The sequence below is a fragment of the Flammeovirga sp. SubArs3 genome (assembly GCF_947387565.1).
GTDB classification, from domain to species: domain Bacteria; phylum Bacteroidota; class Bacteroidia; order Cytophagales; family Flammeovirgaceae; genus Flammeovirga; species Flammeovirga agarivorans.
In genome coordinates this window covers 445,887-472,243 of record NZ_CANDOA010000003.1, presented here as the reverse complement: position 1 = coordinate 472,243, position 26,357 = coordinate 445,887, and the positions used below count along the sequence as shown (strand labels likewise).

The following is a 26,357-nucleotide window of genomic DNA, read 5'->3' as shown; positions in this document are numbered from 1 at the left end:
AAAAAGTTAGCTTTCATTTTGCTTTGTAATAATTTATGAATATTCTAGTAACGACATATTGGAGTTATAATGATGCTTTAATACAAACTTACACTCTTCCATATTTAAAAATAATCAACAGAAATTTACCAGAAAGGTCTAAGATTTATCTGTTAACCTTGGAACAAGAACATCAAAAAATTGACTTAAAAGAAAGAAGTGAAATTGATTCTTATTTAAGTCAGTTTAATATTGAGTTATTACCTTTTACTTACTCAAGGTTTGGAATGCATTCGATGATCAAAATGGGTATTACTTTATTAAAGCTCATAGTTTTCTGTTTTAAAAAAAATATTAAAATCATTCATTCATGGTGTACACCAGGAGGTGCAATTGGTTATATTTTATCAAAATTGACAAGGAAAATATTAATATTAGATAGTTATGAACCACATGCAGAACCTATGATAGAAGCAGGAGAATGGAAAAAAAATAGTATAGCTTTCAAGATTTTATGGACTCTTGAAAAACTTCAATCTAAACGTTCTAATATAGCTATTGCTTGTGTTAGCGAGATGAGAAGGTATGCACAAGAAAAATTTAATGCAGATTTTGAATATTTCTATGTAAAGCCTGCCTGTATTGATTTTAATCAGTTCTCTTATGCAAACAGAAAAAGAAAAGAGTTATTAAATAAATATAATCTTGAAGATAAAATTATTGGGGTTTATGCAGGAAAGTTTGGCGGTTCTTACTTGAGTCAAGAAGTCTTTGACTTCTTTTCGGTAGCTGAAGAATATTGGGGAGATCGATTCCGATTGGTGATGTTGAATAATCATTCTGAAGAAGAAATTTTAAGATGGTGTGAAAAGGCAGGCCTAAGTAGAGGTAAAGTACTTAAGTTTTTTGTACCTCATTCAGAGGTCGCTGATTATATAGGTCTAGCTGACTTTGCAATCACACCCTTTATTCCAGTTCCTTCTAAGAGGTATGGGACACCAATTAAAACAGGAGAATACCTAGCTTTGGGTTTACCTGTAGTGATTACGGAAAATATTTCAGATGACTCCGAAGTGATAGAAAAAAATGGAATAGGTTCAATTATGAGAAAATTTGATAAACATTCTTATTTGCAGAATTTATTAGAAATTGAAAATATAATTAACTCAATGAGCAGGGAAGATCTGTATCTAAAAATTAGGGCAATAGCAGAAGAATATAGATCTTTTTCAAAAGCTGATAGAGCTTATAATGAAATTTACGGAAAATTACTTGCAAAGTGAAAAAACTACTAATATTAGCTCCTTATCCTACATCAATAGCTCCATCTCAGCGTTTTCGATTTGAACAGTATTTAGATTTGATTAAAAAAAATGATATAAAATATGAATATCATTCTTTTTTAACCTTAGATGCATGGAAAATTCTTCACCAATCAGGACATTTCTTTCAGAAGGGATTTGCTATATTAAGTGCTTTTTTGAAACGATTTCTATTAATGTTTCAATTAAGTGAATTTGATATGATATTTATCCATCGAGAAGCATCTCATATTGGTCCTCCTATTTTTGAGTTTATCATAACTAAAGTATTAAAGAAGAAAGTTATTTATGATTTTGATGACGCAATTTGGTTACCTAACTATTCTGAACATAACGCAAAGTTTAATAAATTGAAGATGTACGGTAAGGTGAATTGGATTATCAAATGGGCTTCTGTTGTTAGTGTAGGAAACCGATATCTTAAAGAGTATGCAATGGATTATAATCATAATGTGATCATCAATCCTACAACAATTGATACTGAAAATTATCATAATCCATCGTTATTTAAGAAGAAGAAGAATGAAAAACCAATTATTGGTTGGACGGGGACATTAACCACTGCACAATATATTGAATATTTAATCCCTGTATTTCAAAAATTGGAGAAAACTTATGATTTTGAGTTTAGAATAATTTCGAATGAAGATCCTAAATTCCCCATTCAATCACTTGTTTATAAACCTTGGTCAAAAGAGACTGAAATTCAAGATTTAATACAATTTGATATAGGTATTATGCCTCTGAAAAATGATATCTGGGCAAAAGGGAAGTGTGGTTTTAAAGCTCTTCAGTATATGGCATTAGGAATTCCTGCTATAGTATCACCAGTGGGAGTGAATACAGAAATTGTAGATGACGGTATTAATGGTTTTATCTGTTCTTCACAAGAGGAATGGTATCATGCATTGTCAACATTTTTAGAAAATGCATTTGAAAAAAGTATGTCTATTGAAGCTAGAAAAAAAATTGAAGAAAATTATTCTGTTCAATCGAATCAAAATAATTTTCTATCTTTTTTTGAATAATTTTTTTCTTTTTGTTTTAACAATATACTGATAATGTATAACAAGAAATAATGTATAAAAAGGCATCATTGGAGTTTTAAAACGCTGTAATACTCCATAATTAAATGAAATATATCCTGCAATAAACCCAAAAAATAGAGCATAACTCAAAACAAAGCCAAGGTGTGGGTCTGTGAAAGTTTGTTTTACTGTTTTTATTAAACCAACTTTTAAGAGAACATATATTGTTAAAATTAAAAACAAAAGACTTTCTCCTGCTCCCATTAATTGTACAGCCTTTCTTGCTTCCCAAGGGAATGGTCTAAAAAGTGTAAAACTAATGGCCTCTGGCATAGATTTTAACATACCTAAAAGGCTTAAATCTCCAGCTGTACTTAAATGATAGGCAGAAGTATCACCTCCTCCATGACCTCTACCTTTACGCCATGCCCCTCCATGATCACTTTGAAAACCATTGATGGTTTTTTGAGCTTCAACAAATTCATCATTATTCTCAATATATTCTTGAATTTTAGGAATCATAAGAAACAGAACTAATGGTATTGTTGAGATTAGTATAAATGAAAAAATATATTTTACAAGTAAAGGTATCTTGTTAAAATAAAATAAAAATAACCATAAAGCTAAACAAGGTAAAAGAACATAGATTGTAGCTCCTTTTACCACTTTTATTAATGTGAAGAGTAGAATTAGAAATATAAGTGATAAAAAAAAATCTTTTCTTTTAAAAGCAACATTACAGAAATTAAAAACAAAAAAACCAATGGCACCTGTTGTGACCGTTTCTTTCATAATTCCACTACTCCAGAATAAACAAGAGGGAATGAAAAGAATTGAAAAGCATATTAACTTATAATTTTCTTTATAAATGCTACAAAAAAGTTGTGCTAATTTCCAAGAACCAAGGAATGACCATAAACCAAATAAAAGAGAAGTAGCATAAAACGTTTTTAATGAAAAGAATTGTACAATGCTTGAAATTTGTACCATGAGCCAAGTACTATTGTTTTTTTTCATGTACAGCATACCTAAGTATCGAGCATTTTCTCCTTTGATATTGGAACCATTGTACATAAGTGTTTCATATCCAATATTTGGAGAATCTAAAAATGCATCTACTATAATACCACCTTGTTTAAAATACTCAATCGTATCACCTCCACCATAATAAAACTGATATATTACACAAAAGGCTATTGAACCTATCATTTTAGCATGTAACCCCCACCAAAAATACTTACGAGTGTATTTATTAGTCCACTTTTTTGCAAAGTATGGTGCTATTATAAAATAAATCACACATAAATAAATAGGTGTGATTAATAAGTTATATAATGGATCCATTTATTTGAGGATTTTTACTTCAAAACCACAAAACTAACTACAACTCCATCATCAATCTTAACACTGCAAATACTTACTCCGTTTCTAAAGCCAGTATTTGGGTTATACACTTCTATATGTTTTGATAATTGAGGTTGTCCAGTTTGTTTCGTTAAAATCATTGGATGTTGTTCTGAAGGAATTTCAGCATCAGTTCCTTCGATATAAATTTTACGAACATCGAGGAGGTCTTCTTCGGTTTCTGGCTTTATACCTTTACCTAAAATCTCCTTTGCTTTATTATTGACAAATATAGGAATACTATCTTGATCTGTAACCATAATTCCAATAGTTGAATTTTCAAAAGCTTCAGTAATGATATGACTTTGGGTAGGGGAAGCATGTTCAATATCTTTTGATTGATATTTTTCTAGTTGCTGTTTTGCCCACCTTAACTCTTCTAATTGAGCATGATACCTTTGAGTTACTTCCTCTTCAGTCTCTGGTGCTAGAAGAGTATTGTTGTTATTTCTGGAAAGCTCGAGCTCCATAAATATATTTTGCCAATCTTCAGGAACTTCTCTAGAAAGTTCACTACTTATACCTTGAGCTTCAAACTCTAGGTGTTTCATAAGTTTTCCAACGGGTTTATACACCCAATTTTTGTTGGATGAATTTATACTGAAGTAAAAAATACTAAATAAGATAATACTCAGAAGTGCTAATGGAAAAGTGTTGATGCTTTGTTGTAGCCAAAGTTCATATTGGTTAATTACTAATGCAATGGAGCGATCATTACTTTCACTAACATTGACTCTGGAAATGAAATACCCTTTATAGATCTCTTTTTCCTTAAACCTATTCTTTTTAAATCTACCTAATAGGATAGAAGAGACTTTATTTTTTGAATGCTTCTCAAGAATATTACTTTCATCTGCATTTTCTATCCAATAAAGGGGTGTGCCTTTATCATTTAAAAAATATACTGATGAATGAGTGAATTTATATAACTCAAGGCCACTATTTCTTACTTCATCAATTGTCTTTTTTATTTCTTTAGAAGCAATTTTATACTGAAGTAATGCTTGGGAGTTTTTAATTGCTTGATGTAAGAAATCTTTTTCTTGTTGAACATCAATAAAAACTTTGACCATACTACCTGAAAGTATAATAATCAACATCACAATATATAGTACTGTTGACTTAACTTGAAGTTTAGAAAATATAGTATTCAGTTGAGTATTCATACTTTAGTATTCATTTGTATTCTTTGCTGTTTCGATAATCTATTTAATCTTACATCTCTAGGTAATTCTGTTCCCTTCTCAATGTGTTCAATTAATAAATTAGCGAAATATGGGCCTAAAGATACACCTTTTGCACCTAACCCATTAAAAATGTGAATATTTTTATTTTCCTCAGAAGTTCCTATAAAAGGTCGTCTGTCAAAAGTAGCCGGTCTAATACCTGACCAATGATCTAGTATTTCATATTCATCATTTACCAAATTATCTACTTTTTCTAAAAGTTGTCTTTTACCTTTTTCCGATGGGGAGTCCATATCTTCAACTCTTTCGTAGGTTGCACCTAACTTGCAAGTACCATTTTCATCTATAGGTAGTATAAAACCATTCTTATTTAGAATATGGTGGAAACGGGCATTTTTGAATTTTATAAGTAGTAATTCACCTTTTACCGGTCTAAAATCTAACGTTGGAAAGAAAGGATTATTTTCTACTTTATTGCCTTCTGAAAAGATAATATGTTTGGCTTTAATATTTTTATAGACAATTTTATTGTCATTATGGCTTAAGGCTGAGTGATCAAACTCTTCATTTATTAACCTTCCGTCTACTTTTGCTTTTTCTAGAAAAGCATCTAAAAAAATAGGAATGTCAACATAACCTGATCTTGTAATTTCCATTCCACCAAACTTTGGCTCTACGAAATCTTGATATAAACCGTCCTCATGAAATTTAGCGATATAACCATCATATTTTTCATCAGCACTAGCACTAATCCAATCGGTTTGTTTTTCTTGAGAATCGAATGGGAAATATAAATTGATAGGTTTAAATGATGTTGTATTATATTTTTGATCAAATTTTGGATAAAAATCATCAAGTGTTTTCCAAAGGTCATCACAAAGCCATGTTTTCACCATCTTGCGCCCTGTGATAGGATTGTATAAACCCCCAGCTACTCTTGATGAGTTTTTTTTGACTCCATTATCAATTATTCTATACGAAAAACCTTTATTTTCTAAAGTTTCTGCTAAAATTGTCCCTGCAAGTCCTTGCCCTACGATTAAATAATCGATGTGATCTGTCATACTAAATTTCTAATTGTAAATTTGTAGACAAATATAATCATTCATAGGTTCTTATGGACTTAGAGTTAATTATTACTTTTTTATTCTGAGAAAAATATATTCATATGATACAAATACAGACTTTCACATTTAATCCATTTCAAGAGAATACTTATTTAATTTGGGATGATACTAAAGAAGCAGTTATTGTCGATCCCGGTTGTTATGATGCTTCCGAGCAATCTCAATTAAAAGCGTTTATTGAAAACAATGATTTGAAAGTGGTGAAAATTGTAAATACTCATTGCCATTTAGATCATGTATTTGGAAATAAGTATTGTCAAGATACTTTTGGTGTAGAATTATATATTCCAAAAGGGGAAGTAAGTACTTTGGCGTCAGGAAAAGAGTCTTGTATGCGTTATGGTATTCCTGGTTTTGTAGAGTCTACTGCAGATCAATTATTAGAGAATGAAGGTCAAATTACATTTGGTGATTCAGTTTTAGAGATCTTGTATGTTCCTGGACATTCACCTGGTCATTTGGTATTTTACTCTAAGGAAGATGATTTAGCCTTAGGTGGGGATGTTTTATTCAAAGGTTCTATTGGTAGAACGGATCTACCTGGTGGAGATCATCAGACTTTATTGGATAATATAGCAAATGTGATGTATAAACTTCCTGACCAAACAAGAGTATACCCAGGTCATGGTCCTTTCACAACAATTGGTGATGAGAAAAGAAGTAATCCTTTTGTAAGAGGGTAGAACAATTAAAGCTATTAATTTAATATGATAAAAAAACATATACCTAATGCAATTACATGTTGCAACTTATTGAGTGGTTGTCTTGGTATATCCTTCTGCTTTGATGGTAACCTAATTTTAGGAGCATCTATGATTTTAGTAGGAGCAGGCTTTGACTTTTTTGACGGGTTTGCCGCAAGAATGTTGAAAGTGTCTTCTCCTGTTGGTAAAGAATTGGATTCTCTCGCAGATATGGTCACATTTGGTGTATTGCCAGCAGTGATCATGGTTCATTTACTACTGCAAACAGATGTGTTTCATGAATATGTTCCTTACTTAGGGTATATTATAGCAGCATTTTCTGCTGTTAGGTTAGCAAACTTTAATGTAGATGAGAGACAATCGGATGGATTTATTGGTGTTCCTACACCCGCAAATGCCATTTTAATAGGGTCATTGCCTTTAATTATGGATATGTATCCACAGTATTCAGAAGTAATTTTGAATCAATGGTTATTATTAGGGATAACAATTGTGATGTCTTATTTATTGAATGCTGAAATTCCTCTAGTGTCGCTAAAGTTTAAGAATTTTGGTTGGAAGGGGAATGAACCAAGGTATATTATGATCATCACAAGCATTGTCTTGCTAGCAATATTCCAAGTAGCTGCACTTCCTATGGTAGTAGCCACACAAATTATTGTCTCTATCATTTTTAGATGATATTTAGGAGACATCAAAAAAAAGCGTTTTTTCATAAATTGATTTTAATGAATAAACGCTTTTTTATTTTCTAACTATCTTTCTTCAGTAGTTTCAACTTTTTCTTTGTAGAGAATATCTGATATTTCTTATAACCATAAAGGAACTCTTCTAATCCTACTTTTAAAATAGTAAGGGTAGGAATAGCGAAGACCATTCCTAGAACACCCCCTAATGCTGATCCAATGAAGACGGCTAGGAAAATGGCTAGTGGATGAACTTTTACACTACGAGAGAAGATAATAGGCTGTACAGCAACATTATCTACAACTTGTACAACGGCGAATACAGATAATATTTTAGCTCCAAGAAATAAATAATCAGCCATTTCAACTAATGAATCATCTGTCAAAATTCCGACAAACATACCGAAAGTAAAACCTAAAAATGGCCCAAGATAAGGGATTAGGTTGGCTACAGCTGCAAAAACTGCAATAGTAATGGCATACTCCACATTGGCGATTTTTAATCCAATTGTTGCAATAGAGAAGATACTTAACATCTGTAGAAATAAACCGAGTAAATAACTAGAAAGCAATTTCTCAGTTTTTATAATTGCAGATATAGATACTTCAAAATATTTATTTGGAATTAGAGTGATTATCTGTCTTCTGAATAGCCCTGGATCATTTAGAAAGAAGAACGTAATAAATAATACGGCCATTGTACCAACAGCAAAATTACCTGTTAATGATATCAACCCGTTAATGACGTTCTTAATTGAATCACTTTTAATTAATGAATTGATATTTTCTAGTACTTGATTCAATAAGAAACCTTGTTTCGCTTCTGGCATGATATAGTTTCTGATCAAATCCTCCATGATATAAATGGGGCCTTCGACTACATTGACAAGTTCGGATGGATTCTTTTCAGATAATACTCCAATCTGACTTTTGATTAATGGATAGAAGAGGAATACAAATAAGCCGATGATGGCAAATAGTAGTAGAAATGAAAATACTACAGCTAGAGGTCTTGGAAATCGATAACCAAATACATGAAGGTTCGCAAGGTAGTTTGTTGGTGTTTGTAGTATTGATGATATAATTAAAGAAATAATTAGATAGGCTAATACATCTTGAAGTTGTACAGCTAACCAAGAAAAAACCAAAACACCACCAATTGCTAGAATTAAATTGGTAAACGATCTGAAGAACTTGGCTACAGAAGCAATTTCTTTGAATGAAGTATTGTTCTTGTCGGACATTTTTGATGATGGAGTAATAAACAGGGAGTAGGATTTAAGTATTGATTTAAAACTCCCTTATTTAAATATAATAAGGCCCTCGCTTAATTAAAAACGAGAGCCTTGTTAGATTACATCTAGTTGCTCATTAATAAGACAAATCGTTGTCTAGTGGCTCACTTTGGTAATCATTGTCAGTGCTTTCATTGTAGTCGTCGTAGTCAGATAGAAGATCATTCTTCACTTTATCTACGCATTCTCCAAGAGCATCAACAAATTTGTCAAAGTCTTCTTTGTATAAGAAAATTTTATGTTTTTCAAATACAGGCTGATCATCTTTAAAGCGTTTTTTACTTTCCGTGATTGTTAAGTAATAGTCGTTAGAACGAGTGGCCTTAACATCAAAGAAGTAGGTGCGTTTACCGGCACGTACTTTTCTCGAAAAGATTTCTTCTCTTCTCTCTTCCACAATCCTTATCTTTTAGTTCAATTACGTCTTAAATTTTTATATAACATTTAAAAAATGCAAGCTAATTCGGAAAAAAATGCACTTTATTTATACTTTATTTTAAAAATTCAAGATCTGTGAATTTTTTTCGTATCTTAAAAGTTCGTTTAAATTTCGATGAACAAACAAGCCTATCAAAAATTGAAAATATTTGTCCTATTATTATCCCTTTTTTGTATTTCTGAATTCACGAACGCCCAAACTATAAGTACCATAGGTCATACTGAAATAGGTGAAGCATCCTATTATCCAGATGATCGAAATGGTAGAATCACAGAAGGTGGTTATAAATATGATAAGAACGCAATGACAGGAGCACATGCTCACTATCCTTTTGGGAGTATTGTAAGCGTAAGAAATGTAGATAATGGGAAAATAGTTCAATTAAAAATCATAGACAGACCATACACTCAACAACGTATACTTGATGTGACCTATGCTGCAGGACAAAAGCTAGATATGATAGGGAAACAAACGGTTACCGTTGAGGTGATTCTCGTTGATACCCCAGCAACGTTACGCAAAAAGAAAGAAAAAGAAAAGAAAAAACAGTTAGCTGAACAAGAAAGACTAAAAAACTCAGGTTTTAATGTAGATGTATCTCTTTTCAAATCAGATGGTTCTCATCATTTAGATGGATCTATTGCAGATATTACGGGTTATGGTATAGTATATGCTCAATCAGACGATATTGAATTTATAATAGACCAAGCTCACACTTTAAGAGAAGACTATTTATTTTCAAAACTATATATCCAAACAGGTTGGTCAGAAGGTAATCGTGTATATCGATTATTAATTGGTAACTTTGAGGATAAGGAAGATGCTTCACCACTTTTAGAGTTACTTAAAAGTATTGGAACTTCAACAAAAGAATTGCGAAAGCATTTTATTAAATAAACGAATTCATTAATGATGCATTTGAGAAAGAATTTACTGCTTATAACTTTCTTATTGATCTCTATTGTCACATTTGGACAAAAAAAAGTAGGAGATACTAAAACAGGACAATCGTCTTACTACGCAAATAAATTTCATGGAAGGAAAACTGCAAATGGTGAACGATTCAACATGTATGCCTTTACATGTGCACATAGGGAGCTTCCGTTTGATACTTATCTGAAAGTAACCAATCTTAAAAATAAACAATGGGTTGTTGTAAGGGTAAATGATAGAGGACCATTTAAATCACATAGGATTTTAGATTTATCAAAAGCTGCTGCTGTTAAGATAGATATGGTTCAAGATGGGATTGCAAATGTCGAAATTGAAATCCTTTATATCAATGGTGAAGGAACAAAAGTAAAAGAAGGTACAAGTGGTGGGTCATCCGATGCCATTACTTCTAAAGATATTAAGAAAGATAAAAAGCCTAAACCAACTACAGTTACAACAACAAGCACATCAAAAAACTCTAATTATGGAGCTCCTGGTACATATAGTATATGGGGTACATCAAAAAAGATCAAAAATGGTTATGGTATACAAATGGCATCATATAGCGATTTGAAGAAAGCCATTAATGCTGGAAAAACTGCAAATAAAAAGGGATTAACTGAAGTATATATTCAATCGGGCTGGTCCAATAATAAACAAATTTATCGTTTGTTATATGGAGATTTCTCACAAAAAGAAGCAAAGAAAAATGTTTCTAAGGTGAAATCTAAAGGATATAAAGGTGCATTTGTCAAAAAGCATTTGTAACTTCTTTAACCATTATAATATTTAATGGTTCGAGTTGTTCGACATAACTATATCTACCAATCAAAATATGATACAAGAAATTTCTTTTGATACCATCCGCCAATACGGCAATATAGAACTCTTAGCGAAACAAATGGTAGAGGGGTTTATTACAGGATTACATAAATCTCCTTATCATGGTTTTTCAGTTGAATTTGCGGAACATAATTTATATAATCCAGGAGAAAGTACTCGTCATATAGATTGGAAAGTATACGCAAGGACAGATAAGCTTTTTACAAAAAGATATGAAGAGGAGACAAATTTAAGAGCTATGATTATCTTGGATCGTTCTCCTTCGATGTATTATCCAGATAAAACTTACGATAAGATGGCTTTTAGTACTTTAGCAGCGGCTTCTTTAGGCTATATGCTACAAAAGCAAAGAGATGCTGTTGGTTTATGTACATTCTCGGATGATATAGAAGAAATTACACCTGTAAAATCTACCAAAACTCATATACATCAAATTTTTGTAAAGCTTCAGCAGATGTTGGAGAAACCTCCCACTCAAAAAGAGACTCATATTGCTAAGGTGCTTCATCAAGTAGCTGAAACGATTCATAAAAGATCATTAGTGATTATTTTTTCAGATATGATGGGACAGATGGGTAATCGTGATGAAATGTTCGCTGCATTACAACACCTTAAACATAATAATCACGAGGTGTTACTGTTTCATGTTGCTGATCATACTACGGAATTGCAACTAGAATTTCCCGAAAGACCAATGGTTTTTGTAGATGTAGAAACAGGACAGAAAGAAAAATTAAGACCATCTCAAATCCGAGAAAAATATAAAAATACTATCCAAGAACTCTATCACGATCTGAATGTGAAATGTGGTCAATACAAAATTGATTATGTAGAAGTAGATAGTAAAAAAGATATTGATCAGGTTATTTTACCTTATCTCATTAAAAGAACTAGGATGAGGTAGTTTAAGTTAAGAGTTAATACATTGGTGTTAACTCTTAATTTTTTTATTTCCCATTGAAGTCTCATTTTCTTAAAAATAATAGTCTATAACCCAATACTTAACTTGTAACAAATAAATCTTAAGTCATAAGACTTAACTCTTAATAAAAACTTCCTTATTTTTGCACCATCAAAAATTAAAATACACAAAGCATGGGTAAGCAGAAGCCTACTATTCCTAAAGGTACAAGAGATTTTGGACCAGAACAGATGGCCAAAAGAACATATATTTTAGAAACTATTAAGACTGTTTATAAAAAGTATGGATTTCAGAATTTAGAGACTCCAACTATGGAGAATTTATCTGTTTTAACAGGTAAATATGGTGATGAAGGAGACCAACTTTTATTTAAAATTGTCAACTCAGGAGATTACCTTAAAAAGGTAAAAGCTGAGGACTTAGAAAAGGGAGCAAAGTTCATGCTACCTAAGATTTCTGAGAAAGGTCTAAGGTATGATCTTACTGTACCTTTTGCTAGATACGTTGTAATGAATCATGGAAACCTTAGTTTCCCGTTCAAACGATATCAAGTGCAACCTGTGTGGAGAGCGGACAGACCACAAAGAGGTCGTTATAGAGAGTTTTATCAATGTGATGCGGATGTAGTAGGTACTGACTCATTATTATGTGAGGCAGAGATCTTAGCTATGATGGGTGAGGCTTTAACTAACTTAAAGGTTACGGATCACACTATCAAGTTAAATAACCGTAAGGTACTTACAGGTATTGCAGAAGCGATCGGTGAAAACGGTAAGGAATCTGAATTATGTGTAGCCATCGATAAGCTAGACAAAATTGGTGTTGATAAAGTAAACCAAGAACTTGTTGAGCAAAGAGGATTCACAGAAGATGCAGTGAGTAAGCTTTCACCAATTTATGAAATGTCAGGTTCTACAGAAGAGCGTATAGAGAAAATGAAAACTTTCTTAGCATCTTCTGAAATTGGCCTAAAAGGAATTTCAGAATTAGAAGAAGTATTTAATTTTACAAAAGTAATGGGAGTTCCTACTGAAAAGGTAGAATTCGATGTTACATTAGCTAGAGGTTTGTCTTATTATACTGGTGCAATCTTCGAGGTGAAAGTTAATAATGCCAATATGGGCTCTATTTCCGGTGGAGGTAGATATGATAACCTTACTGGAGTATTTGGAGTTGAAGGCCTTTCTGGTGTTGGCTTTTCTTTTGGTGTAGATAGAATCTATGATGTTCTTGAAGAATTAGATTTATATCCTCAGTCAGCAATTGAAACAACCAAAGTGATGATTACTAACTTTGATAATGCTGGTAGAGATTATTGTTTGCCACTACTTCAGAAGTTAAGAACGGCAGGGATCAGTGCGGAGTTGTATCCAGATAACGCCAAAATGAAAAAGCAGATGAATTTTGCGAATAAAAAGGGAATTGGATTTGTTGTTTTGGCTTGGGAAGATGAAATGGCCCAAGGCAAGTTCTCTCTAAAGAATATGGAAACCGGAGAGCAACAATTACTCACAGATGAACAGATTATAGAAGTTTTAAAATAAATAAAGAAAAACACGTCACCCAAAATGACGTGTTTTTTTATATGCTTATTCTACTGATAAGTGTATGATTTATTTTTTGACTTCCATGAAAAGGAAACCTATTTTTTTATTTACATTATTTTTATTCCTGTCCATTGTAAAAATAAATGGACAAACGAATTTGGATACGCTGACATTCAATAATGGAGACGTAATGATCGGTGAAATAAAATCTTTTAATAAAGGTGTTTTTACGATCAAAACAGAATACAGTGACAGTGATTTTCAAGTCAAATGGAAAGGCTTAAAAAGAATTCAATCTAAGACTGATTTTATTATCACACTTGAAAATGGCAATCATTTCATAGGTAACTTAAGAGATGTGGTTGATGACTCTGTGACAATCCAAAGTCAATATATCTCACATAAAGTAGATTTAGAGGATCTTGTTCATTTACAGCAAGTACATTCTAAAATGTATAAGAAATTACAAGGTGGAGTAGACCTTGGTTTCAGTTTTACAAAAGCGAACCATTTATCTCAAATAACAGCTTCAACCAATTTAAATTTCACAAATAATTTTTATCAGATTGGAATTACAATGGACAATCTATCATCAACACAAGATGATGTCGATCCCATTCAACGTAATAACGCAAATGTTGCCTTTGCATATTTTTTGCAACAGGATTACTTTCTAATATTAAACAATGGGATTTTAACGAATACTGAGCAATCAATTGATCTTCGTTATACATTACAAGTGGGTTCAGGAAAGTATTTAGTTCATACAAATAAAGCGAATTGGGGTATGACATTAGGTGTCAACTACCTTACTGAAAGCTTTACCAATGATTCTCCTCCAAATCAATCAATAGAGACATTTTTAGGTACTCAAATTAATATTTTTGATGTTGGTGATATAGATATTTATGTTCAAGCAGTTGGCTATAAAAGTATAACCGAAACGGATCGTTGGCGTTGTGATGGAAATACAAACTTTAAATATAATCTACCATTTGATCTTTATTTGAAATTTAGTTATTCAATGAACTATGATACAAACCCAGCAGAAGTAGGAAAGGAACTAGACTTTGTTTTTACAACTAGTTTTGGATGGAATAATAAATAAAGCAGTAAGTTAATGGCTATAAAAAAGCAAGGTAATATCAAAATATCACCTTGCTTTTAATGTATCGATTTGGATTGAATTTCTAATCATTAATGACGATCCTGTCAATTTCTGTGACAGCCTTAACGCATAAGTCTATCATTGCAACTACATCAGTAGGGTGTGCCATTTCTGTAGTTTGATGTAGATATCTCATAGGAATTGACAAGGCTCCTGCGATAGATCCATTTTTCGGCATTCTTTGGATATTCGCTGTGTCTGTTCCTCCAAAAGGTAAAACCTCAGGCTGATTAGTAATTTCATTTTTTTCAGCTACAGTTTCCAAATATTCTACCATTCGTCTATCACAAATTGTCCCTCCATCAAAATGTTTAATAGAAGTACCTTTACCCATTTGTGTAACGTAATCTTGTGGTGATAAACCAGGGATGTCATTGGCAACAGTAACGTCAAGTGCAATACCGAAATCAGGTGACACACCGTGTCCAGCAACTTGAGCACCTCTTAAACCTACTTCTTCTTGTACTGTGAAAACACCATAAACGTCTACAGGTACGTCTTGATTTTTTAGTGCTTTCATCACTTCGACAAGTGCATAGACACAAACTCTGTCATCTAAAGATTTACCATTAATAAGGTCTCCAATCATTTCAACTTCTTGCCATCTTGTAATAGAGTCTCCAATTTTTACGTGTTTCTCTATTTCTTCTTTAGAAAGGCCACAATCGATAAAATATTCTTCATTTGTAACCACTTTCTGACGTTCAGCAGCTGACATTGAATGGATTGGTTTGCAACCCATGACACCTAAAAGATCTTTTTTTCCATGAACTTTTACTCTTAAAGATGTAAGAGTTTTTGGATCAAAACCTCCTAAAGTTTGAAAACGGATATACCCATTGTCATCAATGTATTTTACCATAAATCCAATCTCATCCATATGAGCAGCAAACATAAACTTCTTTGCATTTGCAGTGTTGGATTTTTTGATAGTGATAAGATTACCCATGTTATCGACATAGTAATCATCAACGATATCTTTTAATTCTTCGATTAATAGTTTTCTGACATTTTTTTCAAAGCCAGGAGCCCCAGAAGTTTCACTGATCTTCTTTAATAAGGGCATATCAATTCTATCTAAACTCATTGGGTTTAAGATTAAGGTGAGGAGAGAGAAATATGAATCAATTAAATCTCTACTCTTGGACTAATATATTTTCTGAAACTAGGGCAGAAATGATTTTTTTATCTCTACCATCAATTTTAATTTCTAATGATTCGTCAAAATCAATTTTATCAGTGACCTGAATTTTAGAGCCGATACCAATACCAACTTTATCTAAATACTGCAGGAGACTGCTATTTTCATCTTTCACTGCAACAACAGATGCTTCATCATTTATTGCGAGTGTAGATAATTTAATAGCTTCAAGATCTCTTAATTCCCCATTTTTATCAGGAATTGGATCACCATGTGGATCGTGTTTGGGAAAACCAAGAAATTGATCCAAACGTTCTATCATACGCTTAGATTTGATATGTTCAAGCTGTTCCGCAACTTCATGAACTTCATCCCAATTAAAATTTAGCTTTTCTAATAGGAACACTTCCCAAAGGCGATGCTTTCTGATTATTAATAAGGCTTCTTTTTCGCCCTCTGGAGTTAATGTAGTGCCTTTGTATTTTTGATAATGGATAACACTCTTGCTATTTAACTTCTTAATCATGTCTGTCACAGAAGCAGGCTTTGTACTTAAAGCTTCAGCAATAGCATTTGTACTTACAGGTTTTTGTTTGGCCGATAAGTGGTAAATCGTTTTTAAATAGTTTTCTTCGGAGTGACTAAACATGTTATATGTGTAAAATTTTAGAAGAGATGCAATTTATAAGGTTTGTATCACATTTAACAACTTTTCTTCTTCAGATTTCCATAAAGCGTTTTTGTCAGGTCCTTTTCTATAGGGTTTGTGTGTTTGGATTTTATCAAAAATTGAAAGAATGTCTGATTTTTTATTAAAATCGATGAAAATACTAGAATTGGTGGGTGTGGTGATCTCTTCCCAAAGACTATTATTTTGTATGATCATAGGGATGCCCAATGCCAAACCTTCATACATTTTTGTAGGGATACAGTTTTTGGTACAAGGGTTTTTGGGATAAGAGAGAAGAAGGTAACTCGCAGTGAGCATTTCCTTAATAATTTTACTGTGTGGAATAAAATTAGTGATGCCAATACATTCTACATTATGAAACTGATTTATCTTCTTAAGTTTTTCGATAATATCACTTTCGTATGCTTTACCGATTACTGTAAATTTTATAGTAGTTGGTTGATTCTTGCAACTATTTAACAGCTCAATAAAATTTATTGCTTCGTTTATTCCAAAAACTCTTGTTAAAGAACCACATATCACAAAGTGTAAATAGTCTGTTGAGGGAATAGTATTGAATAGTTTGCCTGCATACTTATTTTCAAGTACAGTGGTTTTATACAATGGGAGTTGTTTTTCCTTTAGGTATGTAGTTTCTGCACTGAAAATATGATCAAGATATTGGAATGAGAAGACCTCTATTTGATGACTTAAAAATGATAAAACCTTAGATTTCCATGCACTACGATAAATTTGTGATTTGAAATTCAAAGGATAATTCTCTAGCATATCATATATGATCTTCACCTTCGGATTTAGTTTTTTATAGAAAACTAAAGCTGGTAGAAGCTCAATCGTATGGATAATAATAAGATCAATGTTCTTCTGACTCTTTAAAAAAGAAAAGAAGCGTTTATTCCCTTTTATACGGAAAAACGCTTCTTTTTTATGATTTGAGAACAAAGGGACAAATGTAATGTTTGGTAAACACGATGGAGTACCATCATTTTCTGTTCCTAAGATCTGAATATTTGTATTTGGAATTTTAGCAATACTTTGTCCTATTTTCTGATAAACACGACTATCATCAACCGGTTTTAATACAGAAGCGAGGACTACATTCATATTATGCCAAAATTGGTGATAAAAACTCTAAAGTATCTACATTATCTGCATATGTATCTACATTAGGGAACTGAGCTTGTCCAAAATCTTCTGAACCAGCCAACCATTGCCCGTCAGTGACAATACATTGGATCTTTTCTTGATTTTCAGATAATTTTAATTTTAGTTCCTGTCCATTTTCATATTCTTCATAATAAAGTACAGAAATAGGAGAGACCATATCTTCACTTTTTGTAAGAATCAAACCACCATTATCTAAATGCTCTACCTTATTTACTAAGTAGATCGATTTATTATAATCATAGTTGTTTGCATATTTATGGTTGATGATTGTCTCTTTTGCTCTATCTTCCAACGCTTCCATCAATAGTTTATGATCATAACCTGCTGGAGTATAGATTTTAGAGATATTTCTACATCCTAAACCATAATATAAGAAGATATCATCACCCAACTTTGCAAGTGTCTCTTTAGACTCATCTCCACGGATAACCGCAACTGACGATCTATTAGCTCTAATAATATTAGGGAATTTACTAAAGTATTTTACAAAGTATCTAGTACTATTATCAGAACCAGTTGCAATCACTTTGTCAATATTTTTCGCAGGTTCTTCTAAGAAAATAACGCGGTCTTTGAACCTAGGTTCCAATTGAATTAACCAATCAAGAAGTATTTTCATCAAGAAAGTATCTTGAGAACTCAACTTAGCCATCAAAGTATTACCTGAAATAAGCACAGATAAAGCATCATGAAAACCAACAGCAGGAATATTACCAGCCATTACAACCAAAACATTTTTTGGGTTTTCTTCAGTAGATGTATAAGATGATACCCAATTGGAAAGTGTATCTTTTTCCAACATTTTTGTTATCCCCTTAATAGCATTTCCAACAGTTGTCTCATTAAACCAACCATTGTCATCATTTGCTCTTCTGGATAACATTTCAGAAGTTTCTGTGTCTAGTGTTCTCAGTTTATCACCTAATGCTACAAAAGCATCAATTCTTTGTTGCAACTTCATAATTCCTCATTATTTCTAAAAACAGTGCAAATCAAACTGAAAAGAAATGATCAAACAAGAAAATGTACTAAAAATCGGTTAATGCAAAGGAAATAATGTTAGCACCCATTTTTAAAGCCTTTAATCTCACTTCATCTGGATCATTATGTATTGATTGGTCTTCCCAACCATTACCCAAATCTGATTCATAACTGTAATAACAAACTAGACGTCCTTCATAGATTAGTCCAAACCCTTGAGCAGGTTTGCCGTCATGTTCATGTATTTTAGGAATCCCATTAGGGAATTTATAGGCCTGATGATAAATAGGGTGATCAAAGGGTAATTCAACAAAGTCTAATTCTGGAAATACCTTTTTCATTTCAAGTCGAATAAACTTGTCTAATCCATAATTGTCATCTACATGTAAAAAACCTCCATTTGTTAAGTATTGCCTTAAATTATCAGCATCTGAATCTGAGAAAACAATATTTCCATGACCTGTGAGGTAAACATATGAATAGTTAAATAATTCAGGGCTTCCTACTTCTACTATATCATCATCAACATCTATATTAGTACCTAGTTGATCATTACAAAAATCAGCAAGATTAGGTAGAGCAGTCTTATTTGCGTACCAGTCACCACCACCTTCATATTTTATTTTTGCAATTTTCAATGAAAAGGAGTTTCTAGAAACTTGTCCTAAAACTGAGGTTTGAATGATTAATAATGTAAAAGCTAACCCAAAAAATAATTTCATATTCTATTCTTTAATTCAGATTCATTGTTTAAAAGTAAGAGAACAAGCCTCAATATTAATTTAGTGAAATATTACTCTAAATAATATAAAAAAGGATAATATTCATTTTACAAATCAATCATATTCATAATTTGAACTGCAACTATACCCGCTGTTTCAGTTCTTAGTCTTTCTTTACCTAAACTCACCCATTCAAATCCATTTTCTTTGGCCAATTGAGCTTCATCCTCTGAAAAACCACCTTCAGGTCCAACTAAAACTATAGTATCTTCATCATTATTAAGCTTCTTAAAGAGATGTTCTGTTGATACTGTAGGTACGTATGCGATAAATTTTCCTTTATGGTTACATGTAAGTACATCTGAGACAGATTTTACTTCATTCATTTCAGGTAACCAGAATTTTCTAGACTGTTTCATTGCGGATACAGCAATTCGTTCTAATCGCTCTAGCTTTATATTCTTTCTTTCTGAGTGTTTAGAATAGAAAAAAGTAATACTACTTATGCCGATCTCAATAGCCTTTTCAAGAAAGAATTCTATACGGTCCATGTTTTTAGTAGGAGCAATCGCAATATGTACATTAGCACCAGCTTTATGCATTACCTCAACATCTAACACTTTTACTTTACATTTTTTTTGATGAGGGTCTGTAATTTGACAATGATATCTATGTCCTTTACCATCCATTAAATGTAAATCGTCGCCAATATTCATTCTGAGCACTTTAACAATATGTTTTGAGTCTTCAGAAAGTAATGTAACTTCTTGATCATCGGGACGTATATCTTTATGGAAAAATAATCTCATGTTGGTCTTTTATCTTTGAAAATCGTATTTGAACATAAAAATAAATGACTTTTACATTTATTTCTCAAAAATTGCAATGAAAAGATAAGAATTCCTTTTGTTACATGATTTCATTTTGTATTTTTGCAAGCCAAATCAAATAAGAGGTGAATAAGAAAAAACCATATAGTATAGGAATTGCTGGGCTGAAAAATGGTAAGCACCAGTTTGAATTGGAGTTATCGCAACAACTTTTAGATTTATTTGAATCTGAATTGATGGAAAATATTTCTGGAAATGCGATATTGCACCTTGCAAAAAGCGAAACTGCTGTTGAAGTAGAAGTGGAGCTTGATGCAAACGTTACTTTGTTAAGTGATAGAAGCCTTAGAGAATATGAGCAAAAGTTAGATGCTCATCAAAAAGTATTCTTTAAGTTTTCTGATCATTATGAGATGCTTGAGGATGATTTAATTAAAATCCCATTTAATGAGGATTCAATTGATTTTTCTCAAATCATTTATGATTTAATAGCATTATCACTTCCAACAAAAAGACTTCATCCAGACGAAGAGGAGGAAGAAGACTTATTTTACACTACTTTAGAAGAGGGTGAAGAATTGGAAGACGAAGTAGAAGACGAGGAAGAAGAGAAATCTAATGATCCTCGTTGGGATATTTTGAAAAAACTCAAATGATATATATTAAGAATTAAAAATGGCACATCCTAAATCGAGAATTTCGAAAGCTTCGAGAGGTAAGCGTAGAACGCACCTTAAGATGGATAAACCTACAATCTCTTTTTGCCAAACAACTGGTGAAGCACACGTAAGACACCGTGCTTTCTGGGCAGATGGTAAAATGTACTATCGTGGCCAAGTGGTTATCGATAACTCAACAGATGTAGAAGAAGCAGCTGAGTAGTTTTATTCTACTTAGAATCAAGCCAATCCTTAAAAAAGGATTGGCTTTTTTTTATACTTTATATGGATTTTAAAAGAGTTGTTTATCTTTGCCTTTTGAAATTTGATTTTAATTGATGTTGAAATCAAAAAAAGAAAAGAAATACCAATATTACTATGGCATTAAAAGCAGCAATTAAAGGCGTAGGAGGATACGTTCCTGATTATGTTCTTACCAATCAAGAACTAGAGACAATGGTTGATACAAATGATCAATGGATTCTAGAGAGGACAGGTATATCAGAAAGACGTATTCTTAAAGGAGAGAATATGGGTACTTCCTACTTAGGTATTCAAGCTGTAAAACAATTATTAGAAAAAACGAATACAGATCCTTTGGATGTGGATTTGATTTTATGTGCTACAGTTACACCTGATATGTTTTTCCCTGCAACAGCAAACATTATTGCTAAAGGAGTTGGTGCTGATAATTCTTTTAGCTTCGATTTAGGTGCTGCCTGTTCAGGTTTCTTATATGCATTAAGTACTGGATCTCAATTTATAGAAACAGGAAAGTATAAGAAAGTTGTTGTTGTTGGAGCTGATAAAATGTCAAGTATTGTTGACTATACTGACCGTACTACTTGTGTTCTTTTTGGTGACGGTGCTGGAGCAGTGTTATTAGAGCCAACTGAAGAAGAAGAAGGAGTTATGGACTTTATTCTTAAAAGTGACGGTGTTGGTGAAGAATACTTGAATATGAAAGCAGGTGGATCTAGAATGCCAGCTTCTCATGAAACGATTGACAATAAATTACACTATATTTTCCAAGCTGGAATGCATGTATTTAAATATGCAGTAACATCTATGGCAGACGTTGCAGCTGAAATTATGGATAAAAATAAGTTAGAAGGTGATGATGTGGCTTACTTAGTACCTCATCAGGCTAATAAAAGAATTATTGATGCCACTGCCCAAAGAATGAATGTGGGTGACGAAAAGGTAATGATGAACATCAATAAGTACGGAAACACGACTGCTGCAACTATTCCTTTATGTCTTATGGACTATGAAAATAAGTTAAAAAAGGGAGATAATCTTATCTTAGCAGCCTTTGGAGGTGGATTTACTTGGGGTTCTGCTTATATCAAGTGGGCATACTAATATAAAATTTATATTTTTGCTTTTGGTTGAGTTTTTGATTCTAATCAAAAGCAGCATTTTAAAACAGATTAGATTTAATATAGATGGCATCTACAGCTGATTTTAAAAACGGACTTTGTATCGAATTTAACCACGATGTTTTCGCTATCGTGGAATTCCAACACGTAAAACCTGGTAAAGGTCCTGCGTTTGTTAGAACTAAATTAAAAAGTATCCGAACTGGAAAGGTTATTGACAACACTTTCACAGCAGGTCACAAAGTGACTACAGCTCGTATTGAAAGAAGAGAACATCAATATTCTTATCAAGACGATATGGGTTTCCATTTTATGGACACAAACACTTGGGAGGAGGTAACTTTACCAGAAGACCAAGTTCCAAATAATGATTTACTTAAAGATGGTATGAGTGTTGATATCTTATTCCACGTTGAAGCAAATGATGAAGTAGTAGGTTGTGAACTTGCTCAATTTGTTGAAATGGAAGTGACATACACTGAACCAGGTATTAAAGGTGACACAGCAACAAACACATTAAAGCCAGCTACAGTAGAAACTGACGCTCAAATTATGGTACCATTGTTTGTGAACACTGGAGATATTATCAAAGTGAACACACAAGAGCGTTCTTATGTTGAACGCGTGAAAAAATAATAGTATTTAATCTTATACAATAAAAGATATTGGGAACTGTAACAATATGTTTACAGGTTCCAATTCTCACACACTATCACATTATGAAAGCACCAGAGGTAAAAGATCTGATCAGCTTTATTGCAAACTCAGGTTTGCAAGAAGTAAATGTAGAAACTGCAGAAATCAAACTTCACGTTAAGCGCAACCCTGAAGCAGCTGCTGTAGCTGCACCTGTTGCTGCTCCAGTATTAGCATCTGCTCCAGCTGCACCTATCGCAGCACCTGCACCAGTTGAAATTCCTGCTGCTGCACCAGCACCAGCTGTTGAAGCTCCTGCTGCAGCTCCTGAAGCACCAGCTGCTGATACATCAAACTATATCGAAATTAAGTCACCAATGATTGGTACTTTCTATACAGCTCCAAACCCTGATTCTGATATGTTCGTTAATGTTGGCGATACAGTGAAGAAAGGTGATGTTGTTTGTATTATCGAAGCAATGAAATTATTTAACGAGATCGAATCTGAAGTATCAGGTAAAATCGTTAAAATTCTTGTTGACAATATGTCACCAGTTGAATACGATCAACCATTATTCTTGGTAGATCCGGCTTAATCTTTACACCAAAGATTTAAGTCCACAATTATTTTATTTTTTTACTAAATAAATTTGGGGCGTCGTGTTCAAAAAAATATTAATTGCAAATAGAGGTGAAATTGCATTACGTGTGATCCGTACTTGTTCTGAGATGGGGATTAAAACGGTTGCAGTTTACTCAACAGCAGATAAAGAAAGCTTGCATGTCAAATTTGCAGACGAAGCCGTTTGTATTGGACCTGCACCAAGTACAGAGTCGTACTTAAACATTCCAAATATTTTAGCAGCAGCTGAGATTACTAACTGTGATGCTGTGCATCCTGGTTATGGTTTCTTATCTGAAAATGCTAACTTCTCACGTATTTGTGAGGAAAACAACATTAAGTTCATCGGTGCTTCAGCTGATATGATCGAGAAAATGGGTGATAAGGCAACTGCCAAAGCTACTATGAAAGAAGCTGGCGTACCTACAATCCCAGGTTCAGAAGGTCTATTAGATTCTGTTGAACAAGGTTTGAAAATCGCTGAGCAAATTAAGTACCCAGTGATTTTGAAAGCAACTGCCGGTGGTGGTGGACGTGGTATGCGTATCGTTAATGGACCAGATGAATTCCAAAAAGCTTGGGATTCTGCTCGTCAAGAGTCAGCAGCAGCATTTGGTAATGACGGTATGTATTTAGAGAAGTTCGTTGAAGAACCTCGTCACGTTGAAATCCAAATTGTTGGCGATAGTTCAGGAAAAGCATGTCACTTATCAGAAAGAGACTGTTCAATCCAACGTCGTCACCAAAAGTTGACAGAAGAAGTACCTTCTCCAGCTTTATCTCCAGAACTTCGTGAGAGAATGGGTCAAGCAGCTATTAAAGGTGCTGAGAAAATTAACTATGAAGGTGCTGGTACTGTAGAATTCTTAGTAGATAAGCATGGTGATTTCTATTTCATGGAAATGAATACTCGTATCCAAGTAGAGCACCCTGTAACTGAGCAAGTAACTGGTTTTGATCTTATTAAAGAACAAATTAAAGTTGCTGCAGGTGAGAAAATTACTGGCAAGAACTATACGCCAATGGCACATTCTATCGAATGTCGTATCAATGCGGAAGATCCTGCTAATGATTTCAGACCAAGCCCAGGTAAAATTACTACTTTGCATATTCCAGGTGGTCCTGGTGTTCGTGTTGATACTCACGTATACTCAGGTTATTCAATTCCACCTAATTATGACTCAATGATTGCTAAATTAATTGTTACTGCGGAAACAAGAATTGAAGCGATCAAAAGAATGAAACGTGCTTTAAATGAGTTTGTAATCGAAGGTATTAATACAACAATTCCTTTCCATATCAGACTTATGGATAATGAGCAGTTCCAATCTGGTCACTTTACAACTAAATTTATGGAAGAGTATACTTACGATACACTGTAAACTTTTTCCTTAAAATAGATTTAATAGGGGAGTTCTTTTAAAGAGCTCCCTTTTTTTATCTATCAAAGATTGTTTAATGTTAATCTAAAAGCATTGATTTTAGAATTAATATTTCAAATAGAATTTAAGATAAATCTATTCAAGTACAAATACATTGAAATTTAAATAACATAAAATATAGAAGTAAACATATATTTAGATGATATATATTCTTTATAAAATCGTTATTTAGTTTATATTTTCAGTATATTTGATTAACAGGTTTTTAATTAATTGAATATTTAATCAAATGATTAAACTAAAAGCACTTAAAACAACAAATCATATCATTGCTAATCAGGAAAGCTATCTTTTTAAAAAAGATATCATTGATCAATATAAAAGGTATCTGCTAGAAGATGACTGGAATAAAAATGAGCAGCAATTAGTTATGAAATCATTGACATCATTACGTTATTTTTTAGTGTTTTTGATAGAATTTAAACAAGGAAGGTATTACAGAAATGCTTTTAAAGATTATACAGAGTATTTACAAAGTCTAGTAGAAACCAATGAAATAAATACAATTAAGAAAGCACAAAGAAGACAATATGCTCGAAGAATAAACCTGGAGAATAAATTGGGCTATCTCAAATGGTTAGAGGTAACCAAGATTGATGGGGTACAAGAGGATAAAAAACTTTTAAGCAATACTTGGGACGAAAAGTTTCTACTTTGGCTAAAATCGAAATCAAGATTAAGAAGGGATACAAAATATCCAAAGGCAATAGGAAATGTAGTAAAACTCTATATTCAATACTCTTTTGATGAGTATCAAAAATTTGTACTAAATGATCTTACGGTTAATGCCTTTTTAAGAAATAATGCTTCTTTAAAAATCACCACACTAAATTTTTACTTAACTGCCCTTAAACGATTTGTAGATTTTTTGATTGAAGAAAATGTGAGCAATATTTCACAAGATGAAATACTAAAAGTGAAAAACCTTAAAGCACTAGAAACTTCTGATGAGGTAAATAGAATAAGAATTAGTGAGAATGATTTAAAAGAAATATATTCTAAAGGAAATCAATATCAAAAGATCATTATTGTATTAGGATCTGGAATTGGTTTAAGGGGAAGTAGCATGGTTCATCTTAGAAAAAAAGACATCAATTTTAAAACTAAGAAAATCAAAATTTGGGCAAAGGGAAAAAATAACAAAGTCGAGTTACCTATAAATAAAGATGTCTATGATCATTTAATAAATTCTTGTGAAGGACTTGATGATAACGATAAGTTATTACCTCAGAATTCAACCTCTTCTCTTTCGAAATATTTTTCTGATTATCTACATAAAATAGGGAAGAAGGAAATAGAAAAAAATGGAGAAGTTTATAGTTTAAGCCTACATAATTTGAGACATACTTTTGCTTATAACTCCTTAGATAAGCATGGGCTTTTATTGACATCTCGATTACTGTGTCATGCTACTACTGAAGTAACTGAAAAACATTATTTAAAAGATAAAATAAAAGACGAATTAGAACATTTATACGATAATGAATACAAATAAAAAAA

General features: G+C 32.5%; 27 protein-coding genes. 16 read left to right on the top strand and 11 right to left on the bottom strand.

Features of this window, described 5'->3' with window-relative positions:
- Window positions 1–35 precede the first annotated feature (35 nt).
- Complete coding sequence (locus QL232_RS11050) at window positions 36–1,262, top strand: glycosyltransferase (protein WP_281614156.1); 1,227 nt, start codon at window positions 36–38, stop codon at window positions 1,260–1,262.
- A complete protein-coding gene (locus QL232_RS11045) occupies window positions 1,259–2,329 on the top strand; it encodes a glycosyltransferase family 4 protein (protein ID WP_281614155.1) in 1,071 nt (356 codons plus the stop codon). The genes QL232_RS11050 and QL232_RS11045 overlap by 4 nt, the downstream gene beginning before the upstream one ends.
- Here the strand turns inward: QL232_RS11045 and QL232_RS11040 are convergent.
- Genes QL232_RS11040 through QL232_RS11030 form a run of 3 tightly spaced genes read right to left on the bottom strand, consistent with a single transcriptional unit; the run spans window position 2,312 to window position 5,984 of the window.
- Complete coding sequence (locus QL232_RS11040; RefSeq protein ID WP_281614154.1) at window positions 2,312–3,673, bottom strand: hypothetical protein; 1,362 nt, start codon at window positions 3,671–3,673, stop codon at window positions 2,312–2,314. The two genes, QL232_RS11045 and QL232_RS11040, sit on opposite strands and share 18 nt — an antisense overlap.
- A gap of 14 nt (window positions 3,674–3,687) precedes the next feature.
- Window positions 3,688–4,899: a hypothetical protein gene (locus QL232_RS11035; protein ID WP_281614153.1), complete on the bottom strand. Its 1,212-nt coding sequence runs from the start codon at window positions 4,897–4,899 to the stop codon at window positions 3,688–3,690.
- Entirely contained in the window at window positions 4,896–5,984 is a 1,089-nt protein-coding gene (locus tag QL232_RS11030) for an FAD-dependent oxidoreductase (RefSeq protein ID WP_281614152.1), read from the bottom strand. Before QL232_RS11030 ends, QL232_RS11035 begins: the two co-directional genes overlap by 4 nt.
- Window positions 5,985–6,088: 104 nt before the next feature.
- Here QL232_RS11030 and QL232_RS11025 point away from each other — a divergent pair, with 104 nt between their 5' ends.
- Window positions 6,089–6,730 carry an MBL fold metallo-hydrolase gene (locus tag QL232_RS11025; RefSeq protein ID WP_281614151.1) on the top strand — a complete coding sequence of 214 codons (642 nt, stop codon included), beginning with the start codon at window positions 6,089–6,091 and terminating at the stop codon, window positions 6,728–6,730.
- A gap of 24 nt (window positions 6,731–6,754) precedes the next feature.
- The gene (gene pssA, locus QL232_RS11020) at window positions 6,755–7,432 is read left to right on the top strand and encodes a CDP-diacylglycerol--serine O-phosphatidyltransferase (RefSeq protein ID WP_281614150.1); all 678 of its coding nucleotides are present in this window, start codon (window positions 6,755–6,757) and stop codon (window positions 7,430–7,432) included.
- Window positions 7,433–7,502: 70 nt separating this feature from the next.
- On the opposite strand, the gene QL232_RS11015 is transcribed toward pssA, so the two are convergent.
- On the bottom strand, window positions 7,503–8,681 hold the full coding sequence (locus QL232_RS11015) for an AI-2E family transporter (protein ID WP_281614149.1): 1,179 nt from the start codon (window positions 8,679–8,681) through the stop codon (window positions 7,503–7,505).
- A 127-nt stretch (window positions 8,682–8,808) separates the two neighbouring features.
- On the bottom strand, window positions 8,809–9,129 hold the full coding sequence (locus tag QL232_RS11010; protein WP_168883202.1) for a DUF3276 family protein: 321 nt from the start codon (window positions 9,127–9,129) through the stop codon (window positions 8,809–8,811).
- A 156-nt stretch (window positions 9,130–9,285) separates the two neighbouring features.
- Between QL232_RS11010 and QL232_RS11005 the strand changes: the two genes are divergently transcribed.
- The 5 genes from QL232_RS11005 (at window position 9,286) to QL232_RS10985 (ending at window position 14,524) form a co-directional block, all read left to right on the top strand.
- Window positions 9,286–10,068, top strand: coding sequence for an RlpA-like double-psi beta-barrel domain-containing protein (locus QL232_RS11005; protein WP_281614148.1), 783 nt, complete (start codon window positions 9,286–9,288; stop codon window positions 10,066–10,068).
- A gap of 12 nt (window positions 10,069–10,080) precedes the next feature.
- Window positions 10,081–10,872, top strand: coding sequence for a septal ring lytic transglycosylase RlpA family protein (locus QL232_RS11000; RefSeq protein WP_281614147.1), 792 nt, complete (start codon window positions 10,081–10,083; stop codon window positions 10,870–10,872).
- A 67-nt stretch (window positions 10,873–10,939) separates the two neighbouring features.
- Window positions 10,940–11,851 (top strand): DUF58 domain-containing protein, encoded by a 912-nt coding sequence (locus QL232_RS10995; protein WP_281614146.1) that lies wholly within the window; start codon window positions 10,940–10,942, stop codon window positions 11,849–11,851.
- Between the two features lie 191 nt (window positions 11,852–12,042).
- Window positions 12,043–13,413: a histidine--tRNA ligase gene (gene hisS / locus QL232_RS10990; protein ID WP_281614145.1), complete on the top strand. Its 1,371-nt coding sequence runs from the start codon at window positions 12,043–12,045 to the stop codon at window positions 13,411–13,413.
- Window positions 13,414–13,498: 85 nt separating this feature from the next.
- Entirely contained in the window at window positions 13,499–14,524 is a 1,026-nt protein-coding gene (locus tag QL232_RS10985; RefSeq protein ID WP_281614144.1) for a DUF481 domain-containing protein, read from the top strand.
- A gap of 82 nt (window positions 14,525–14,606) precedes the next feature.
- Here QL232_RS10985 and QL232_RS10980 read toward each other — a convergent pair whose 3' ends face one another.
- The 6 genes from QL232_RS10980 to QL232_RS10955 form a co-directional block, all read right to left on the bottom strand.
- On the bottom strand, window positions 14,607–15,671 hold the full coding sequence (locus QL232_RS10980) for a M42 family metallopeptidase (protein WP_281614143.1): 1,065 nt from the start codon (window positions 15,669–15,671) through the stop codon (window positions 14,607–14,609).
- A 49-nt stretch (window positions 15,672–15,720) separates the two neighbouring features.
- Window positions 15,721–16,374, bottom strand: a complete 654-nt coding sequence (locus QL232_RS10975) for a metal-dependent transcriptional regulator (RefSeq protein WP_281614142.1) — start codon at window positions 16,372–16,374, stop codon at window positions 15,721–15,723.
- A gap of 33 nt (window positions 16,375–16,407) precedes the next feature.
- On the bottom strand, window positions 16,408–17,520 hold the full coding sequence (locus QL232_RS10970; protein WP_281614141.1) for a hypothetical protein: 1,113 nt from the start codon (window positions 17,518–17,520) through the stop codon (window positions 16,408–16,410).
- A gap of 1 nt (window position 17,521) precedes the next feature.
- A complete protein-coding gene (locus QL232_RS10965; protein ID WP_281614140.1) occupies window positions 17,522–18,544 on the bottom strand; it encodes an acyl-CoA reductase in 1,023 nt (340 codons plus the stop codon).
- A 67-nt stretch (window positions 18,545–18,611) separates the two neighbouring features.
- Window positions 18,612–19,286 carry a DUF4159 domain-containing protein gene (locus QL232_RS10960; RefSeq protein WP_168883192.1) on the bottom strand — a complete coding sequence of 225 codons (675 nt, stop codon included), beginning with the start codon at window positions 19,284–19,286 and terminating at the stop codon, window positions 18,612–18,614.
- Between the two features lie 107 nt (window positions 19,287–19,393).
- On the bottom strand, window positions 19,394–20,095 hold the full coding sequence (locus QL232_RS10955; RefSeq protein WP_281614139.1) for a 16S rRNA (uracil(1498)-N(3))-methyltransferase: 702 nt from the start codon (window positions 20,093–20,095) through the stop codon (window positions 19,394–19,396).
- Between the two features lie 146 nt (window positions 20,096–20,241).
- Here QL232_RS10955 and QL232_RS10950 point away from each other — a divergent pair, with 146 nt between their 5' ends.
- The 7 genes from QL232_RS10950 (at window position 20,242) to QL232_RS10920 (ending at window position 26,352) form a co-directional block, all read left to right on the top strand.
- A complete protein-coding gene (locus QL232_RS10950) occupies window positions 20,242–20,772 on the top strand; it encodes a DUF177 domain-containing protein (RefSeq protein WP_168883190.1) in 531 nt (176 codons plus the stop codon).
- A gap of 19 nt (window positions 20,773–20,791) precedes the next feature.
- Complete coding sequence (rpmF, locus tag QL232_RS10945; protein ID WP_168883189.1) at window positions 20,792–20,998, top strand: 50S ribosomal protein L32; 207 nt, start codon at window positions 20,792–20,794, stop codon at window positions 20,996–20,998.
- A 155-nt stretch (window positions 20,999–21,153) separates the two neighbouring features.
- Complete coding sequence (locus QL232_RS10940) at window positions 21,154–22,140, top strand: beta-ketoacyl-ACP synthase III (RefSeq protein ID WP_168883188.1); 987 nt, start codon at window positions 21,154–21,156, stop codon at window positions 22,138–22,140.
- An 83-nt stretch (window positions 22,141–22,223) separates the two neighbouring features.
- On the top strand, window positions 22,224–22,793 hold the full coding sequence (gene efp, locus QL232_RS10935; RefSeq protein WP_168883187.1) for an elongation factor P: 570 nt from the start codon (window positions 22,224–22,226) through the stop codon (window positions 22,791–22,793).
- 83 nt (window positions 22,794–22,876) lie between these two features.
- A complete protein-coding gene (gene accB / locus QL232_RS10930; protein ID WP_168883186.1) occupies window positions 22,877–23,389 on the top strand; it encodes an acetyl-CoA carboxylase biotin carboxyl carrier protein in 513 nt (170 codons plus the stop codon).
- Window positions 23,390–23,453: 64 nt separating this feature from the next.
- Window positions 23,454–24,797: an acetyl-CoA carboxylase biotin carboxylase subunit gene (gene accC / locus QL232_RS10925; protein ID WP_168883185.1), complete on the top strand. Its 1,344-nt coding sequence runs from the start codon at window positions 23,454–23,456 to the stop codon at window positions 24,795–24,797.
- 289 nt (window positions 24,798–25,086) lie between these two features.
- Complete coding sequence (locus tag QL232_RS10920) at window positions 25,087–26,352, top strand: site-specific integrase (RefSeq protein WP_281614138.1); 1,266 nt, start codon at window positions 25,087–25,089, stop codon at window positions 26,350–26,352.
- The last annotated feature ends 5 nt before the right edge of the window (window positions 26,353–26,357 follow it).